Source organism: Sulfurospirillum diekertiae (genome assembly GCF_011769985.2).
Taxonomy (GTDB): domain Bacteria; phylum Campylobacterota; class Campylobacteria; order Campylobacterales; family Sulfurospirillaceae; genus Sulfurospirillum; species Sulfurospirillum diekertiae.
On sequence record NZ_CP039734.2, the window covers coordinates 599,921 to 616,858 of the forward strand.

The window sequence follows — 16,938 nt, forward strand, 5'->3', positions numbered from 1 at the left end:
TAGCTTTTAGAGCTTGGCTCTAAAGGCGTATAAAGGATTGAAATTATGGACGAAGCGTTTGATCTGAAGCATTTTGAGACGTTTTTAGGCGAATCAAACAGTGAAGGTGGCCATTGGGATAAGATCAAAAAGCGTACGGCAACCCTGTTTCAAGTGCTTATTGATGGAGATTTAAAAGAGTTGGTGTTTGTACTGAAGCATTATCCGCAATATACGGAACTGGTGTGTGAGCATTTTCGTTATTTGTACAACTATTCCGAACAGAGTGCGGACATCTTTGCGGCATCGAAGCTTTTGTACATGAGTGAAGCGTACCACCAAAAGCAATTTGTGCGCAATCTTTTGCGCAAACTTGAAAAGATCGAAACGTATGAGCTTTCACAGATTAAAACCTTGATTCATTTTTTGGTAGAGCATCAAGAGCGCTTGCATCCGATCATCATCAGTTACTATAAAGCGGAGATTGTAGCGCATTTGAGAAGTGGCAATTACCATCTGTTACAGCAAAAAATCATCGAAAAAGAGCTTTTAAAATTACATGTAAAGAGCGATTTTGACTTTGGTGCGAAAGATAGAGACGCCTCGTTAGACATTCCTTACATGGTTTAGGCTACAATCAGTATGGCATGGCATTTGCATAGAGCCCTCTAAACGCAAAGGAGTGATAATGTTTTCAACGACGCCAAAGCAGGTCATCTTTTACGAAAAAATAGGTTGTAGCGGCAATGCACGTCAAAAAGCACTTTTACGTGAATACGGTGTTTCATTTGAAGTGCGAAGCCTTTTGGATACGCCTTGGGATGTACCCACATTGGAGTCTTTTTTTCACGGATTAACTCCCCAAGAGATGCTCAACCCTTTTGCGCCACAACTCAAAGAGGGAACGTTTACATTAGAAGATTACACCAAAGAGAGTCTTATCGAAAAGATGGTGAGCGAGCCTATCTTAATCCGTCGGCCACTCTTACAAATAGGTGATGTCAAGCTCTGCGGTTTCGATATTCCACGGCTAAATTTGCTTTTACATGTAAAGATGCCAACACCCCAAAATATCAACGCCTGTTTAAGCAGTGACGCATGCAGCAATGCTTAGAGTATATCTGTAAAGAGTTTGAAAAGGTCAAAGACTATTTGCATGCACCAACTCCTACCAAAGAGCTGATTATTAACAATCTTTTTGCCAATTTTATGCACTGCTTTTCGGAGTACCCATTCGAAAAGAAGCGTTATCCCAAAGAGTTTTTAGAAAGTGCCAATCTTTACAATGCAGGCGATGCGGTCATGCTCAAACGTTTTGAAGATATTGGAATGCGTTATTTGCTGTTGAGTGATTTTTACGATTATGTAAAAATCACTCATTTGTACCGTAAAGTCTAGTCTTCCTTAAGGCTTGAGAGTTTAGCACAGAGCTTTTGTGTGACTCTTTTAGTGGTTGCTTCATCACGATCGAGTCCGTAAACACTGAGAGGAAAATTGAGAGGTTTTTGGATGCGCCAGATGCACTCATGCTCTTCTGTTGGAAGTATCTCCGCAGGATTGCCTACAGCGACCCAGCCAATAGGAACCATACTGCCCGGTTTGATGTGCGATTTGATGTGAACCACTGCGCCAATGCGAATTTCACTGCGCGCGCCGACATGAGAAGCATGTAAAACAGAGGCGCTGGTCGCAACAAATACTTCCTCTTCCAAAACACAGCCAACGACATGGGCATGTGGACCGATCAGACAGTTGTTCGCAATGGTTAAGGGGTGATTATCAAGGCTTCGAAGTACGGCATTTTCCATGATAACACACTCTTCGCCAATAGTAATTGACCCACCTTCTGCGATGATTTGCGCTCCAAACATGATGCGAACATTCGCACCGATGGTGACATTGCCATAGACCATGGCGTTAGGCGCTATATACGCGGTAGGGTCGATGCGTGGGGATACGCCTTGATGACTTGAGATCATACAGTTTCCTTTTGATAGCACAGATACGTGTGGGTGAGATAAAATAAACATGAAATTATACTGCTAAGCGAGGCAAATAAAGCTATAAAAAAAATAAATTTTTAGAGTGAAACGATATGAAAATAGTGTAAAAGATAGCTAATAAACATAAGATACGGGATGAAAATAAATGAAGTAAAAAAAACCAATGAAGCTACGTCAACAGGCTTGCAGTCGTAGATGGCGGCGACATTGATATTATTGAGTGCCAAAGGCATGATAAGCTGAATCAGTAAGATGGCTGCGACTAAGGGTTCGAGTGGAAGAAGATAAAAGAGTATCCACGCACTGAGTAAAGGTGCGAAGATAAACTTCACAAGGTTTACATGTAAAAGCAATTTATAATTGAGCGCTTTGATTTTGACATTGCACAGATACATACCAAAAACGATGAGTTGAAGCACGATCATACAGTATGCACCCATCTCCAATGACTTAAAAATCGTCGGTGGAATCTGAACATGCGCAAAATTGAGCGCGAGGGCGATGAATGACGCCCAGATGACAGGAAGTTTGACGATGTTGAGCAGTGAAGCTTTGAGATTGGATGTGCCACCAGAGTAGAAGAAAACGCCCAAAGTGTAAGTCATAAAGGTATTGGCAACGCTGATCATACTGGTGTAGATGATCGATTCCTCACCAAAGAGCGCAATGCCCAAAGGAATGCCAAGATTGCCCGTATTGCCAATGGCGACAGCAATGCTCATGATCGCTTTTTCTTTGTCATCGCTAAAAAAAAGTCGCGCAAAAATATAGCCAAGAAAGATCGTTATACATGAGATCAGCACATAATAAAACGGTACTTGCAGTAAAGAGAGCGTAATTTGTTTAGTAGAAAGCCCCCAAAAAGAAAAAATGGGGTGTAGAAAATAGACGGTAATAATGCTCATGCCGCGCTCTTGTATCTGCTCTTTAAAGATTTTTTTCGCGATAAACCCAAAGAGAATAAAAACATAAATCGACAAGATCGCAACAACGATATTCATGACAAAGACTCTTTACATGTAACGATTTTTAAAAAGGTATTGTAACGAAAATAAGAGCCAAAAGATTTACTCTTTCGTGCTACAATGAAATAAAAAAAGAAGACACTATGAAAGAGTTTATCGCCAACATTCGAACTGCCATCATCGGAACACTGGACGCAAAAGGAGATCCCTTTAGCTCGTACGCCCCTTACGTGTATGACAACAACCGTTTTTACGTCTACATTTCCGACATTGCCACGCATGCCAAAAATATTCAACGAAATCCCAAAGCATCACTTTTTTTCGTGGAAGATGAGAGCAAAACCGAAAACTTATTTGCCAGAAAACGCGTCTCGTTGCAATGCGATAGCACCAAAATCGTCCGTTGGACAGAGCGTTTTGAAGAAGTGCTGGGTTTGTTTGCGAAAAAATTTGATGCCAAAATGGTAAACACGCTCAAAAAAATGACCGACTTTAATCTGTACGAATTCAAAGTGACTTACGGCGAAGCAACCTTTGGGTTTGGTAAAGCCTATTTTGTCGGTGGAGAAAATATGGACGAACTCATAGCGCGAACCGGCGATAACCCGCATCATGGGGTGAAGTAAAACGCTTTACATGTAAAGATAAAAACCTAGAAAAAGTAGCCTCATTTTGTTGACGTGAAATAACCGCTGTTTTAAAAAAGATGTTGATTTTGCTTTAATACACTAAAAAGCGATGTGATTGTGTTGTCGTAGATTGCTTTATCTTTCATCGCTTTTGTCGATAAAATGGCTCCTTCAACCACACTGAGTATAAAGAGTGATAAATTGTACGATGAGGTGCATTCCAATTCATGGTGCTCAATGGCTTTGATAAGAATTTTTTCTATAGTTTCTCTGAGGCGTTCGTATCGTTCTTTCAATAAAAGCGCAAAATCCGCATCAATGTTGGACATCTCTTGTATGAGGTTGGCTAACGGACAGCCTCTTTCGCAAATAATAGGGTATGACGTCAGTAACATGGTTTGAAAATGCTCTAAATACAAAGAGTGATGGTTTAAAACATCTTCGTATCTGGTGCCAAAGACTTCCTTGGTTTTCTCTTTGATGGCGGCTAAAACCATCTCTTTTTTATTTTCAAAGAAATGATACATCGAGCCTTTATTCAATCCCGCTTTTTTTAATATTTTCAGTACAGAAGCCCCTTGATAGCCATTGGTATACACTTCTTCAAACGTAATTTCCAATAATAATGTTCTAGTATCTTTTTCTTTCGCCATTGATTTCCTTTACAAGAATTATAGCAGAAAAAAGTTGACCTAAAGGTCAATAAATGTTATAATACTTGACTTCAAGGTCAAGAATAATTTTACAAAGGAATTTTATGAAAAGAGTCGTCATTACAGGAATGGATATGATTACACCTCTGGGGTATGACATGCAAACGTCATTTGACAATATTATCGCAGGGAAAAGTGGCATAACAACGATCAGCAATTTTGATGCAAGCTCTTTGCCAGTGCATTTTGGAGGAGAGATCAAAGCGTTTGATGCCTCCATCATTATGAATCCAAAAGATGTTAAAAAAACAGATCGATTTATTCACCTCGGCATTAAAACGGCTATTGAAGCGTTTAAAGATGCGCATTTTCCAGAAGATGGTAGTATTGATTTTGAGCGTTTTGGCATTGTCGGTGCGAGTGCCATAGGTGGCTTGCCTCGCATTGAAGAGAGTGCTATCACCTTGCACGAGAAAGGCTCATCGCGGATCTCTCCTTTTTTTATTCCGGCGTCATTGGTAAATTTATTAGGCGGGCATATCGCGATTATGTTAGGACTCAAAGGTCCCAATCTCTCCTCCTCAACGGCATGTGCCGCGAGCAATCATGCCATCAGTGAAGCGTGCCGAATCATCATGCTAGAGCAAGCCGACATCATGCTTGTCACAGGTTCTGAATCCGCCCTTTGCGCTTTAGGTATTTCAGGATTTGCCTCCATGAAATCTCTCTCGACCCATAACGAAAATCCACAAACCGCGTCACGACCGTTTGATAAGCACCGAGATGGTTTTGTAATGGGCGAAGGTTCGGCAACCTTGGTTTTAGAAGAGTACGAGCATGCCATCAAACGAAATGCCAAAATTTACGCAGAAATTGTGGGTTTTGCAGAGAGTTGCGATGCCAACCATATCACCACACCTACGGTACAAGGCCCGTTACGGTCGATGCAACAAGCGGTCAAAATGGCAGAAAAACGGGATGCGAATTTTGCTTTGGATTATATCAATGCGCATGCAACGTCCACGCCTGTTGGCGATAAAAATGAAACCGAAGCGATTAAACAACTCTTAGCGGGTAAACCCATACCACCTGTCTCTTCCACCAAAGGTGCAACGGGGCATTGTTTGGGTGCTAGTGGCATGATCGAAGCGGTGATTACCGTCTTAGCGATGCAAGAGAGCATCTTACCACCGACGATTAACTACACAGAAGCGGATTTGGAAAATCAGTGTGATTTGGACTATGTCCCCAATCAGGCACGTGCGCAAAAAATTAAATACGCCATGAGCAACTCGTTTGGTTTTGGTGGAACCAATGGAACGATCATCTTTAAAAATTTAGCGGTTTAGAGGAAAAGATGCAAACAATCGCCCAAGCTATACAGGACAAAGCGTATGAATTAGGGTACGAAAAGTGTGGTATTATCCCTTTAAGTATGATGCATGAATTTGAAGGTAAACTTGAAGAGCGTACAAGGAGTGTTCCTTCCTCATCTGGGTTTTATGAGCGTCAAAAACGCTTGATTGATCCTACGAAAACTTATCCTTGGGCAAAATCGATTGTCGTTGTCGCCGAGCGATATGGGCAGTATAAACTTCCGAGCAATCTTGCAGGGCATATCGGTAGACCCTATCTGTATGATGCACGGATTAATGAAAAAACCGAGGAATTTCAAAGAGGACTTTTGTTGGATGCGTATCTCAAAAGTTTAGGATTTCAAACAGCAACAGAGCGAAAGTATGGCTTAGTAGGGTTGCGTTGGGCAGCGATGAAAGCGGGCTTAGGGATCATTCGTCGTAACAACTTTTTTTACACAGAATCAGGATCGTGGGTGACGTTGTACGCATGGTTGATTGATGAAGAGATGACGCTTGTGGAAACAAACACCTTACCTTCGTGTCCTGAAAAATGTCAACGTTGCATCACGGCATGTCCTACCAAATCACTTTCAGCTCCTTATACCATGAATCCAATGCGTTGCATCTCCTTTTTAACAACCTTTGGAGGGCGTGACCTTCCTCATGAACCTTTGGCAAAAAGCTTTGGCGCGTGTATTTACGGCTGTGATATTTGCCAAGAAGTGTGTCCTATGAATCACAAAAAACTCAGTGATGAAAAAGAGTTCCCCGAACTTTTAGCATTAGCACCTTTTCTTTCAGCTGAGCGCATTATGGGGATGGACGAAGATTTTTACCGTGAACATATTCAACCCAAGTTTTTTTATCTCTCACCGGATGATCTTTGGAAATGGAAAGTCAATGTGCTCTGCTTTATGCAAAATAATTATCAAGAAAGTTTTAGACCCTACATTTTAGAGGCTCGCAGTGCTTCACATGAAAAAGTTCGTGAGATGGCAAACAGTATAATCTTTTAATATCCCATAAAGGAGAAATTATGCAACGGTTATTGGAAGGGAAAATCGCTCTTATCACAGGCGGTAGTTCAGGGATTGGTTTGGCTACGGCTGAAAAGTTTGCTAACGAAGGTGCTTATGTGTTTATCACAGGGCGTGATGCTGTAAAACTCCAAAAAGCCGAACAGCTGATCGGTCATGATGTCGTAGCACTTCAAGGCGATGTCGCTGACATGGAGGATTTAGAAAAAATCTTCACTGCCATTCAAGCGCAAAAAGGCAAACTTGACATCGTTTTTGCCAATGCCGCCGCTGCTGAGACTTCGATGTTGGAGAACATAACGATGGAGCATTATTACCGTGTTTTTGATACCAATGTCAAAGGGACAATTTTCACGGTACAACGTGCACTACCACTGCTCAGTGATGGTGCAAGTATCATCCTCACCGCATCCAAATCAGCCGTGAAAGGACGAGCAGGCTTTAGCGTTTATTCTGCGTCCAAAGCCGCCATTCGCAATCTCGCACGCAGTTGGTTGCTGGAGTTAAAAAACCGTCACATTCGCGTCAATGTCATCAGCCCAGGCTCTACCGCAACCCAAGGACTTGGAGCACTGTCAGGATCACCCGAAAACGTTGAATCTTTTTTTAACATCCTTAAAGAGCGCGTTCCTCTAGGCCGAATGGGACAACCCCACGAAATCGCCGCAGTGGTTGCTTTTATGGCATCAGAAGGGGCAAGTTTTATGAACGGAGCCGACATTCAAATAGACGGCGGTGAAGCACAAATATAGGTTTACATGTAAAGACAAAATAAAATCAAAACGGGCTTGACTTTAATTAGATATCTAATTATAATACTGCTTATGAAAAATCAAAGACTGATAACGCTTTCGAGCCGATTGGCTGAAAAAGCCAATAAATTTATCATTGCAGAGCTCAAAAAATATGAACTCTCTGACATTGCACCCAGTCATGGCGATATCTTAAGCCTTTTGTTTGATGGTAACGCTTACGAAATGGGCGAAATTGCCAAAAGAATTCATCGAACCAAACCAACGGTGACGGTTTTGATTGAAAAACTTGAGAAGAGTGGTTATGTCGAGCGTATAAAATCAGATGATGACGCCCTTTTTACCCGTGTTTCTTTAACGGCAAAGGGATTTGAATTGAAGCCTTTGTTTGAAACAATTTCTGAGCGGCTGAACCAATGTGCCTACCAAGGACTCACTGAAGCTGAAGCGATGTTGTTGGAAGTCTTACTTGAAAAAGCTGTCGTTAATTTTGAGAAGAGAGAGTAAATATTTATCTATTTAGTTAGATATCAAACTAAAATTTCAGGAGGGCTTAACAATCGTTATAGATGCATTTTTAAAGTTTTACAAGAAATCATATATCACAAATAAAAGGAAAAATTATGAATCCATCAGGAAAAAATTATAGTGTTCGCTCTTTGGGTAATGTAACATCATTAGGTCGTATTGAACTACATGAAGCATTAAGTCTTACAGGCTCAGAAGTTACTATCAACGAACTTCCCTCTGGTGTGAGTGTACCTTTTGTCCATGCCCACAAAAATAACGAAGAGGTCTATGTCGTTTTAAGTGGCAAGGGTTGGCTGTACATTGACGGCGATGAATTTGAGATCAAAGAGGGTGATGCCTTTAGAATTGACCCAAATGGAGCGCGTTGTATCAAAGCAGATAATGCCTCTACGCTTCGTTTTATCTGCATTCAAGCTAAGGCAAACAGTCTTGAGGGATTTACCCAAACGGATGGAATTCCCGTTGATGTGAAACCTTCTTGGCTATAAAGAAGAGATGATTTGCCCTTAAATTAGCAAGGGCAAATGTTTATTGGCATTTATTTTCTACGTTCACATCTAAGCCATTGAACATTATCTTCAACTTTTGAAAGATTCAATTCTTTTCTCAAATTATTACGTAAGCTATTTATTAAAGGGTCAAGTTCAAATTGACCGCCTGCAGCAACAGTAACGGCTAAATTTTTTGCAAGTTCAACTTGTTCTTGTGAGCCGAAGAGTTGTATATCAGCAAGAATATTTTCAAGTTTTTCATTTCGCTCATCGGTTAATTCTCTGTGAGAGACATCATTTGTTAATATTCGATAAGCATTGATAAGGTGTGTTATTGATATTTCTCTTTGTTTGTTTTTTAAATCACGTTTAGCCGTAAAAGAGTGTGCAATGAGCCATCCAAGAACTGCAAGACAAATTGTTATGATAATTTTAAGATATTCAAGTTCCATCTAAACCCTTTTACATGTAAAATAATTTTAGCAGTATCTTAACGCAAAAAATAAGAGATTTAGCCCTTAAAAATCAAGGGCTAAATCTCTTTACATGTAAATCTGTCCGCCACTCTCTTTAAAGTGTTCAGCTTGCTCTTCCAAGCCCTTTTCCAGCGCAATATTCACATCTTCTGCACCGATTTTTGCGGCGTAGTCACGAACATCTTGTGATATTTTCATCGAGCAAAATTTTGGTCCGCACATGGAACAGAAGTGGGCTACTTTGGCACTTTCTACTGGAAGTGTTTTGTCGTGGTACTCACGAGCGCGATCAGGGTCGAAGCCGATGTTGAACTGGTCGTACCATCTAAATTCAAAACGGGCTTTGCTCATAGCATTGTCGCGGATTTGTGCTCCCGGAAAACCTTTGGCGAGGTCTGCGGCGTGGGCGGCGATTTTGTAGGCGATGATGCCTTCTTTGACGTCTTCGCGGTTGGGTAAGCCTAAATGCTCTTTGGGCGTAACGTAGCAGAGCATCGCTGTACCGTACCAGCCGATTTGCGCTGCACCAATGGCTGAGGTGATGTGATCATAGCCTGGAGCGACATCGGTAACTAAGGGTCCAAGAGTGTAAAATGGCGCTTCAAAACAGTCCTCTAACTCTTTGGTCATGTTCTCTTTGATTTTTTGCATCGGGACGTGTCCCGGCCCTTCGATCATCACTTGGACGTCGTGTTTCCAAGCGATTTTGGTGAGTTCTCCTAAGGTTTCAAGCTCGGCAAATTGCGCTTCATCATTGGCATCGTAGAGTGAACCGGGACGTAAGCCATCGCCGAGTGAAAAGGCGACATCGTAGGCTTTCATGATGTCACAGATTTCTTCAAAATGGGTGTATAAAAAACTCTCTTTGTGATGGTGCAGACACCATTTTGCCATGATACTTCCACCCCGAGAGACAATGCCCGTGAGACGTTTCGCGGTCATTGGAACATAAGCGAGGCGCACACCTGCGTGAATGGTGAAGTAGTCCACGCCTTGTTCGGCTTGTTCGATGAGCGTGTCACGGTAGACCTCCCATGTCAAGTCTTCAGCGATGCCGTTTACTTTCTCGAGTGCTTGGTAAATCGGCACGGTTCCAATCGGCACAGCGGAGTTGCGAAGTATCCACTCCCTCGTTTCGTGGATGTTTTTACCTGTGGACAAATCCATAACGGTATCGCCACCCCAACGAGTTGACCAAAGCATTTTTTCGACCTCTTCCTCGATGGATGAGGTAGTAGCGGAGTTGCCAATGTTGGCGTTGATCTTGACCATGAAGTTACGTCCAATGATCATCGGTTCGGCTTCGGGATGGTTCACGTTGAGCGGAAGAACGGCGCGTCCTGCGGCGATCTCTTGACGGACAAACTCAGGGGTATAAATTTCAGGCAATTTTGCCCCAAAATGCTCGCCTTTGTGTTGAGAACCTAAGAGTTTATTTTGGCGTGCTACTTCAAGGTTGCAGTTTTCACGAATGGCGACATACTCCATCTCTGGGGTGATAATGCCTTTTCTGGCGTAGTGCATTTGGGTGATGTTTTTACCACTCATCGCACGGCGAGGCTTTTTAAGATTGGGGAAGCGAAGGGCGTTTAGTTCAGCGTCATCGTGGCGTTTGTGAAAATAGACAGAGCTAAAATCATCTAGTTGTTCGCTGTCAGCTCGCTCTTCAATCCATTTGGCACGTAGTGGCTCTAAGCCTTGGTGAAGGTCAATTTTGACATTGGGGTCGGTGTAAACGCCTGAAGTGTCATAGACGTGAAGCGGTGGATTTTCCTCAAAGCTACCATCGCGTAGCGACGTAGGGCTTAGGGTGATTTCGCGCATCGGGACTTGAATGTCAGCTCTTGTGCCTTGGATGTAAATTTTCTTGGAACTTGGGAAGTTTTGAATGTAGGATGCGTCTATTTTTTCGAGGTTGTCGAGTACTTTACTCATGAGTGTATCTCCTTATTTCCTACGCTGGCATTACCCAGATCAGGTTCGTGAAACCGCATTAACGGTTTCTTGGGGTGTGATCTCAGCTTTTTACAGCACCCCCACAGACTATAGACTTCTTTCATAACCCATTGAAAAAAGAGTATCGTCCATAGCACATCACTTTTCAAAACTAAAAACATCGCCATAGCTACGGCTATGACTCAATTTTGAGTTTTAAAAATTAACGCACTTTGAACAAACTCTTTATTTTTTCAAGAGTTATGAAAGAAGTCTAACGGTAAACAATTAAAAAAGAATTTGATTATACAGAGCTATGCAAAGAGGTGACTTAAGAAAAAAAGTTGGATTGGAAAAAGTAAGAATTTAGTAAAGATACGTTTCGATTGTTTACATGTAAAGCTTATCGGCCTATGACAAAGGTGCTGTTGTTGATGGTATAGAGCAAAGATTCTTCCAGTTTGATAGGCAGAGGAGCAGAGACATTGCCTAAAAATTCAGGCATATTGAGTTGATAGTCGCTGTTAGGGTTTTGTCCTTGGAGAATGACTTTAGCAGAGCCGATAATTTGATTGGCGATCTCTTTGAGGAGGTCATCCAAGTCATCTTCGCAGAGATTTTCTTCAAAGAGGAGATTTTTAGCAATTTCGTTCAGCGTTGCTTTCTCAAAAAAGAGATACCAAATATGCTCACACTCATTTTCGATCAAAGCAATAGCAGAGCCATAAAATTGTCCGCCTAGATTCTCCACAAAGTGTGGAATTTCACATAAAATAGTTGAACAAAAGTTTTCAGTCGCTTCAATCACAGCTTGCTTCATTGCTAACCCTTTAATATGCGCTATTGGCACATTATAGATTAATATAATTAAATTATGTATTAAAGAAAATACTCAGCAGAAATGTATTTTCAAAAAGGGATAATTCTTTACATGTAATCACTTTTTATACCAATAGTGGCGATAATTTTTTTGAAAAACGCTACAATGACGCTTCGATTTTTTACAAAGTAAGGGAATTTTATGCATGCAAAAGGGCTTTCACGAGGCTTGAAAAATAGACATGTCCAACTTATTGCATTGGGCGGAGCTATTGGAACAGGCTTGTTTTTGGGGGTTTCTACAACCGTTCAACTTACAGGTCCCGCGGTACTTTTAGGGTACGCGTTGGGTGGATTTATTGCATTTATGATTATGCGTCAACTGGGCGAAATGGTCGTCGAGGAGCCCGTTGCCGGCTCATTTAGCCATTTTGCAAACAAATACTGGCATCCGTTTGCGGGCTTTGCATCGGGTTGGAACTACTGGATTTTGTATGTTTTAGTCGGTATGGCAGAACTGACTGCCATCGGTACGTTTGTACACTTTTGGCTTCCCAATGTTCCAACATGGGCATCAGCGGCATTTTTCTTTATTTTGGTCAACCTTGTCAATTTAGTGAATGTTCGCATTTACGGCGAATTTGAGTTTTGGTTTTCCATCATCAAAGTAGCGGCGATTATCTCCATGATCGCGTTTGGTAGTTACTTACTCATCAGTGGAAACGGTGGTGAGACGGCTCATTTTAGTAACCTTTGGGCACTAGAGGGTGGATTTTTCCCACACGGTATCAAGGGTTTTTTAATGGCGATGGTGTTCATCATGTTCTCCTTTGGTGGACTTGAGCTGATCGGTATTGCCGCTGCTGAGACGGATGATCCAAGTCATACGATTCCACGCGCGACCAATCAAGTTATTTACCGGATTCTTATCTTTTACATTGGCGCACTGGCGGTTCTTCTTTCTCTCATGCCATGGATGAACATGACCAAAGATGTGACCCCATTTGTCATGGTATTTAGCAGTTTAAATGAAAACTTTGTCGCGCATGTACTCAACGCCATCGTTTTAACAGCGGCACTTTCCGTCTATAACAGCGGTGTTTATTCTAACTCACGTATGCTGTTTGGCTTAGCCGCGCAGGGTAATGCTCCTAAAATGCTGATGAAATTAAACGACAAAGGTGTTCCTGTTAATGCCGTACTTTTCTCTGCACTGATTACGGGTAGTTGTGTTGCGCTGAACTATTTTATGCCCGAAGATGCGTTTAAATTTTTAATGGCACTCGTGGTCTCTGCATTGGTCGTCAACTGGTTTATGATCAGCTTTGCGCACCTCAAATTTCGTTATGCGAAGATCAAAGAGGGTGTTGTCCCTAAATTTAAAGCGTTTTGGTTTCCTGTTGGCAACATCATCTGCATTCTTTTCTTTGCGATGATCTTGGTTATTATGCTGTTCATTGATGGCATTAATATCTCTGTTTACCTCATTCCTGCATAGATCGCACTCCTTGCGCTTGGGTACAAACTTTCTCGCAAATAACCTCTTGGTCTTTACATGTCAAAGTGTTTACATGTAAAGACCACTTTCTTGTGGTAACTCTTCGTTTAAATCGTTTATTAAGAGCGGTTGAAGTACAATCCAACATCTTGTAATTAAAGTTGGCATAGATGTTAGTAGTCCTTGGGCTATTTGGAATTATTGTAGGGTTTTGCTCTGGCTTCTTTGGTATTGGTGGTGGAACTATTTTAGTTCCTACGCTCATTTATCTTGGATTTGATATTAAAGTTGCTATTGGTATATCGGTGATGCAGATGATTTTTAGTTCAATGTTCGGATCGTACCACAATCATAAAGCGGGTGTTTTAGCTTTAAACAGTGGCATGATTTTAGGACTAGGTGCCTTAATTGGTGCGGCATTTAGTGGTGCGATAGTGAATGCATTACCTCATTTGGCTTTATTAATCCTGTTCGCGTTTACTTTATTGATTTCGATTTATAAAATGTTTACGGCAACACTCGAAAGTTATCTCCTTCCCAATGAATCGAAAAGTCTTTTATTAATAATTGGTATCGTGGTGGGAGCTATTTCTATTAGTACGGGAACAGGCGGAGCCATTTTTTTAACGCCAGCTTTAGTTGGATTCTTGCATTGGGATATTAAAAAAGCAGTTGGAACCACGCTATTTTTTGTGATTTTTGCTTCAATTTCAGGATTTATTAGTCTTGCGGCACACGGTTTGGTGGAATACGACGTAGGTGCTGTTATAAGTATCGGATCGGTTATTGGCGTCTATTTTGGCGTTAAGCTTTCCCATCGTATGGTAAAAAAAGTACAAAAACGAGCTTTGCTTATTTTGTATGTGGTTATGTTTTTATTAACCCTCAATAAAATTTTAAGTGAGATGAATATTCTATGATCAAAATTTACGGCGCTAGAGAAAATAATCTTAAAAATATCAATTTGGAAATTCCAAAAAATAAGCTTGTGGTTTTTACGGGCTTAAGTGGAAGTGGTAAAAGTACCTTGGCGTTTGATACGCTTTATGCAGAAGGGCAACGCCGCTATATCGAATCGCTTTCGTCGTATGCGAGACAGTTTTTGGATCGTGTGGGCAAACCCGATGTCGATAAAATCGAAGGGTTAACGCCTGCGATTGCGATTGATCAAAAAACGACGAGTAAAAACCCGCGCTCAACGGTGGGAACGATTACGGAAATCTATGATTACCTGCGCTTGCTTTATGCGCGTGTGGGAAAACAGCACTGTCATTTGTGTGGCAAAGAGATTTCTCAGATGTCGGTGGCAGATATTATCGAGCAGGTATTAAAACTTCCTCCTGAAACGAAACTTTCCATCTTAGCGCCATTGGTGCGTGAGAAAAAAGGTAGTTTTGCGGATATGATCGAGTCTTTACGTCACAAAGGTTATGTGCGCGCTTTGATTGATGGTGTGATGGTCCGTTTGGATGAAGAAGTCGAGCTTTTAAAAACCAAAAAACATACGATTAAAGTCATTATCGATCGTGTGGTGGTGCGTGATGAAAATAGAGACCGTATTGCGACCGACATTGAAAAAGCACTTTTGGAGAGTTATGGTGAAGTGGAACTAGACATCTCCAATGCTGAAGAAGTAGGGCTAACAACATCGCATATTCATTACAGTGAGCATTTGGCGTGTTTTGATTGTAAGATCAGTTTTGAACCCCTCGAACCACTTTCCTTTTCGTTTAACTCACCCAAAGGAGCATGCCCAACATGCGATGGTTTGGGCATTCGCTATACGTTGGATCTTAAAAAAATCATCAATGAGCATGTAAGCATCGAAGAGGGTGCGATTAAAATCTTTTACGGATTTAACAAAAGTTTTTACGCTAAATTCTTACAAGCTTTTTGTGAGGCTGCGGGTATTAATACCAAAATACCATATGAAGAGTTAGAAGAGCACCAACAAAAAGCCATTTTGCACGGTGGGGTGGAAGATGCGACCTTCTTTTGGAAAAAACATAAGCTAATTCGTAAATGGGAAGGTGTCATCAAAATCGCTTACGATATGCTCAAAGATGAAAAAGAGTTGGGTGATTATATGAGCGAAAAGACGTGCGACACGTGTGGTGGGTATCGTCTGAAAAAAGAGAGTCTAGCGGTTCGTTTAGCTAAGAAAAACATCGCCGATATTTTGGAATTCCCCATCGATCAGTGTTTAGCTTTTTTCCAAGACGAGAAAAATTTTGCTTCGATGAAACCACAGCAGAAGATGATTTCTGAGCCTATTTTAAAAGAGATCAAAGAGCGTCTGTTTTTCTTGTTTGACGTAGGATTAGGCTATATCAGTTTAGGACGAGATGCTAGAACGATCAGTGGCGGTGAGGCGCAGCGTATTCGTATTGCTTCGCAAATTGGCAGTGGGCTAACAGGTGTCATGTATGTGCTCGATGAACCTAGCATTGGTCTGCATGAGAGAGATACGCTTAAACTCATCCGAACGCTTCGCAGTTTGCAGAAAAAAGGCAATTCGGTGATTGTCGTTGAACACGATAAAGAGACGATTAAAACGGCTGATTTCATTGTCGACATAGGACCAGGGGCTGGAAAATTTGGAGGTGAAGTGGTCTTTCAAGGTACCAATGAAGAGCTTTTAAAAAGCAATACGCTCACCGCGCAATACCTTAACGGCACGAAAGTCATTCACTACCGCAAGAACCGCAAGCAAGAGCGTTGGATAGAGCTTAATCATGTTACGATCAACAATATTCAAAACCTTGATGTCAAAATTCCTTTAGGCAATCTTGTCGCCATTACAGGAGTGAGCGGTAGTGGTAAAAGCTCACTCATTCTTCAGACCTTGCTTCCTGTTGCCAAAGAGTATCTTAACCGCGCGAAAAAAGTGAACAAAGTCGCGGGGGTTGAATGCATTGGTCTCGATCAACTCGATAAAGTCATTTATCTGGATCAAAGCCCTATTGGCAGGACTCCACGAAGTAATCCTGCAACGTATACAGGCGTGATGGATGAGATTCGTGCACTGTTCGCTAAAACCAAAGAGGCTCAGATAAGAGGCTACAATGTGGGACGATTTTCGTTTAACGTTAAAGGTGGACGTTGTGAAAAGTGCCAAGGTGATGGTGAAATTAAGATTGAGATGCACTTTTTACCCGACATTATGGTCAAGTGTGATGTCTGTAAAGGTCAACGCTACAACGCACAAACATTAGAGATTAAGTATAAAGGGAAGTCTATCTCGGATGTTCTCAATATGAGTGTGGATGAAGCCTATGACTTTTTTAAAGCTATTCCTAAAATTAACCAAAAAATTCAAACACTCTCCGATGTTGGTTTGGGGTATATCACCTTAGGTCAAAATGCTGTGACATTGAGTGGTGGTGAGGCACAACGTATTAAACTAGCCAAAGAGCTGAGCAAGAAGGATACAGGCAATACATTGTATGTTTTGGACGAGCCAACGACAGGTTTACACTTCGCTGATGTGGACAGACTGGTAAAAGTGTTACACCATCTCACAGATATGGGTAACAGTGTATTGGTCATTGAACATAATATGGATGTCATCAAAAATGCAGATTATATGATTGATATGGGACCCGATGGAGGAAGCTACGGAGGGCGTATTATCGCAGTTGGAACGCCTTTTGAAGTTGCACAAGATGCCTCAAAAACAGAAAGTTATACGGGAAAATTTTTAGCACAGGAACTAGCATCAGAGAAGAAATCCTAAAATATGTTCCCTTTAGTAACGTTTTTTAGTGGAAAAAATATCACAGTACCTTTTACATGTAAATCTACATAATATA

General features: G+C 41.5%; 18 protein-coding genes. 12 read left to right on the plus strand and 6 right to left on the minus strand.

Going from position 1 to position 16,938, the window contains the following annotated elements:
- Positions 1-45: 45 nt before the first annotated feature.
- Genes FA584_RS03150 through FA584_RS03160 form a run of 3 tightly spaced genes read left to right on the plus strand, consistent with a single transcriptional unit; the run spans position 46 to position 1,377 of the window.
- A complete protein-coding gene (locus FA584_RS03150; protein WP_167750189.1) occupies positions 46-609 on the plus strand; it encodes a hypothetical protein in 564 nt (187 codons plus the stop codon).
- A gap of 58 nt (positions 610-667) precedes the next feature.
- Entirely contained in the window at positions 668-1,093 is a 426-nt protein-coding gene (locus tag FA584_RS03155; RefSeq protein ID WP_167750190.1) for an ArsC/Spx/MgsR family protein, read from the plus strand.
- The gene (locus FA584_RS03160) at positions 1,078-1,377 is read left to right on the plus strand and encodes a hypothetical protein (protein WP_167750191.1); all 300 of its coding nucleotides are present in this window, start codon (positions 1,078-1,080) and stop codon (positions 1,375-1,377) included. Before FA584_RS03155 ends, FA584_RS03160 begins: the two co-directional genes overlap by 16 nt.
- Here FA584_RS03160 and FA584_RS03165 read toward each other — a convergent pair.
- Together FA584_RS03165 and FA584_RS03170 are read right to left on the minus strand one after the other, a co-directional pair.
- Positions 1,374-1,958: a gamma carbonic anhydrase family protein gene (locus tag FA584_RS03165; RefSeq protein ID WP_096045942.1), complete on the minus strand. Its 585-nt coding sequence runs from the start codon at positions 1,956-1,958 to the stop codon at positions 1,374-1,376. The genes FA584_RS03160 and FA584_RS03165 overlap by 4 nt on opposite strands.
- A 101-nt stretch (positions 1,959-2,059) precedes the next feature.
- Positions 2,060-2,983: an AEC family transporter gene (locus FA584_RS03170; RefSeq protein ID WP_167750192.1), complete on the minus strand. Its 924-nt coding sequence runs from the start codon at positions 2,981-2,983 to the stop codon at positions 2,060-2,062.
- A 107-nt stretch (positions 2,984-3,090) separates the two neighbouring features.
- Here FA584_RS03170 and FA584_RS03175 point away from each other — a divergent pair, with 107 nt between their 5' ends.
- Complete coding sequence (locus FA584_RS03175; protein ID WP_167750193.1) at positions 3,091-3,573, plus strand: HugZ family pyridoxamine 5'-phosphate oxidase; 483 nt, start codon at positions 3,091-3,093, stop codon at positions 3,571-3,573.
- Between the two features lie 71 nt (positions 3,574-3,644).
- Here FA584_RS03175 and FA584_RS03180 read toward each other — a convergent pair whose 3' ends face one another.
- Positions 3,645-4,229, minus strand: coding sequence for a TetR/AcrR family transcriptional regulator (locus tag FA584_RS03180; RefSeq protein ID WP_167750194.1), 585 nt, complete (start codon positions 4,227-4,229; stop codon positions 3,645-3,647).
- Between the two features lie 104 nt (positions 4,230-4,333).
- Between FA584_RS03180 and fabF the strand changes: the two genes are divergently transcribed.
- From fabF to FA584_RS03205, 5 genes are all read left to right on the plus strand, one after another.
- The gene (gene fabF / locus FA584_RS03185; protein ID WP_167750195.1) at positions 4,334-5,578 is read left to right on the plus strand and encodes a beta-ketoacyl-ACP synthase II; all 1,245 of its coding nucleotides are present in this window, start codon (positions 4,334-4,336) and stop codon (positions 5,576-5,578) included.
- Between the two features lie 8 nt (positions 5,579-5,586).
- Positions 5,587-6,603 carry an epoxyqueuosine reductase gene (locus FA584_RS03190; protein ID WP_167750196.1) on the plus strand — a complete coding sequence of 339 codons (1,017 nt, stop codon included), beginning with the start codon at positions 5,587-5,589 and terminating at the stop codon, positions 6,601-6,603.
- A 20-nt stretch (positions 6,604-6,623) separates the two neighbouring features.
- Complete coding sequence (locus FA584_RS03195) at positions 6,624-7,376, plus strand: SDR family NAD(P)-dependent oxidoreductase (protein WP_167750197.1); 753 nt, start codon at positions 6,624-6,626, stop codon at positions 7,374-7,376.
- Between the two features lie 72 nt (positions 7,377-7,448).
- On the plus strand, positions 7,449-7,883 hold the full coding sequence (locus tag FA584_RS03200; protein ID WP_167750198.1) for a MarR family winged helix-turn-helix transcriptional regulator: 435 nt from the start codon (positions 7,449-7,451) through the stop codon (positions 7,881-7,883).
- A gap of 116 nt (positions 7,884-7,999) precedes the next feature.
- Positions 8,000-8,395: a cupin domain-containing protein gene (locus FA584_RS03205; protein ID WP_167750199.1), complete on the plus strand. Its 396-nt coding sequence runs from the start codon at positions 8,000-8,002 to the stop codon at positions 8,393-8,395.
- A gap of 50 nt (positions 8,396-8,445) precedes the next feature.
- Here FA584_RS03205 and FA584_RS03210 read toward each other — a convergent pair whose 3' ends face one another.
- The 3 genes from FA584_RS03210 to FA584_RS03220 all read right to left on the minus strand — a co-directional run bounded on the left by FA584_RS03210 (position 8,446) and on the right by FA584_RS03220 (position 11,629).
- The gene (locus FA584_RS03210) at positions 8,446-8,850 is read right to left on the minus strand and encodes a hypothetical protein (protein ID WP_167750200.1); all 405 of its coding nucleotides are present in this window, start codon (positions 8,848-8,850) and stop codon (positions 8,446-8,448) included.
- A 90-nt stretch (positions 8,851-8,940) separates the two neighbouring features.
- Positions 8,941-10,809 (minus strand): phosphomethylpyrimidine synthase ThiC, encoded by a 1,869-nt coding sequence (thiC, locus tag FA584_RS03215; RefSeq protein WP_167750201.1) that lies wholly within the window; start codon positions 10,807-10,809, stop codon positions 8,941-8,943.
- Positions 10,810-11,212: 403 nt separating this feature from the next.
- Positions 11,213-11,629 carry a chemotaxis protein CheX gene (locus FA584_RS03220; RefSeq protein WP_167750202.1) on the minus strand — a complete coding sequence of 139 codons (417 nt, stop codon included), beginning with the start codon at positions 11,627-11,629 and terminating at the stop codon, positions 11,213-11,215.
- A 201-nt stretch (positions 11,630-11,830) separates the two neighbouring features.
- Between FA584_RS03220 and FA584_RS03225 the strand changes: the two genes are divergently transcribed.
- The 3 genes from FA584_RS03225 to uvrA all read left to right on the plus strand — a co-directional run bounded on the left by FA584_RS03225 (position 11,831) and on the right by uvrA (position 16,862).
- Positions 11,831-13,126, plus strand: a complete 1,296-nt coding sequence (locus FA584_RS03225; RefSeq protein ID WP_167750203.1) for an amino acid permease — start codon at positions 11,831-11,833, stop codon at positions 13,124-13,126.
- A gap of 170 nt (positions 13,127-13,296) precedes the next feature.
- Positions 13,297-14,046 (plus strand): sulfite exporter TauE/SafE family protein, encoded by a 750-nt coding sequence (locus FA584_RS03230; protein ID WP_167750204.1) that lies wholly within the window; start codon positions 13,297-13,299, stop codon positions 14,044-14,046.
- Complete coding sequence (gene uvrA, locus FA584_RS03235; RefSeq protein ID WP_167750205.1) at positions 14,043-16,862, plus strand: excinuclease ABC subunit UvrA; 2,820 nt, start codon at positions 14,043-14,045, stop codon at positions 16,860-16,862. The genes FA584_RS03230 and uvrA overlap by 4 nt, the downstream gene beginning before the upstream one ends.
- The last annotated feature ends 76 nt before the right edge of the window (positions 16,863-16,938 follow it).

Coding starts and splice junctions, on each gene's coding strand:
- FA584_RS03175 (WP_167750193.1), top strand. CDS start 3,091: ATGAAAGAGTTTATCGCCAACATTCGAACTGCCATCATCGGAACACTG.
- FA584_RS03165 (WP_096045942.1), bottom strand. CDS start 1,958: ATGATCTCAAGTCATCAAGGCGTATCCCCACGCATCGACCCTACCGCG.
- FA584_RS03220 (WP_167750202.1), bottom strand. CDS start 11,629: ATGAAGCAAGCTGTGATTGAAGCGACTGAAAACTTTTGTTCAACTATT.
- thiC (WP_167750201.1), bottom strand. CDS start 10,809: ATGAGTAAAGTACTCGACAACCTCGAAAAAATAGACGCATCCTACATT.
- FA584_RS03195 (WP_167750197.1), top strand. CDS start 6,624: ATGCAACGGTTATTGGAAGGGAAAATCGCTCTTATCACAGGCGGTAGT.
- FA584_RS03200 (WP_167750198.1), top strand. CDS start 7,449: ATGAAAAATCAAAGACTGATAACGCTTTCGAGCCGATTGGCTGAAAAA.
- FA584_RS03210 (WP_167750200.1), bottom strand. CDS start 8,850: ATGGAACTTGAATATCTTAAAATTATCATAACAATTTGTCTTGCAGTT.
- FA584_RS03155 (WP_167750190.1), top strand. CDS start 668: ATGTTTTCAACGACGCCAAAGCAGGTCATCTTTTACGAAAAAATAGGT.
- FA584_RS03230 (WP_167750204.1), top strand. CDS start 13,297: ATGTTAGTAGTCCTTGGGCTATTTGGAATTATTGTAGGGTTTTGCTCT.
- FA584_RS03150 (WP_167750189.1), top strand. CDS start 46: ATGGACGAAGCGTTTGATCTGAAGCATTTTGAGACGTTTTTAGGCGAA.
- FA584_RS03170 (WP_167750192.1), bottom strand. CDS start 2,983: ATGAATATCGTTGTTGCGATCTTGTCGATTTATGTTTTTATTCTCTTT.
- FA584_RS03180 (WP_167750194.1), bottom strand. CDS start 4,229: ATGGCGAAAGAAAAAGATACTAGAACATTATTATTGGAAATTACGTTT.
- FA584_RS03190 (WP_167750196.1), top strand. CDS start 5,587: ATGCAAACAATCGCCCAAGCTATACAGGACAAAGCGTATGAATTAGGG.
- FA584_RS03205 (WP_167750199.1), top strand. CDS start 8,000: ATGAATCCATCAGGAAAAAATTATAGTGTTCGCTCTTTGGGTAATGTA.
- FA584_RS03225 (WP_167750203.1), top strand. CDS start 11,831: ATGCATGCAAAAGGGCTTTCACGAGGCTTGAAAAATAGACATGTCCAA.
- fabF (WP_167750195.1), top strand. CDS start 4,334: ATGAAAAGAGTCGTCATTACAGGAATGGATATGATTACACCTCTGGGG.
- uvrA (WP_167750205.1), top strand. CDS start 14,043: ATGATCAAAATTTACGGCGCTAGAGAAAATAATCTTAAAAATATCAAT.
- FA584_RS03160 (WP_167750191.1), top strand. CDS start 1,078: ATGCAGCAATGCTTAGAGTATATCTGTAAAGAGTTTGAAAAGGTCAAA.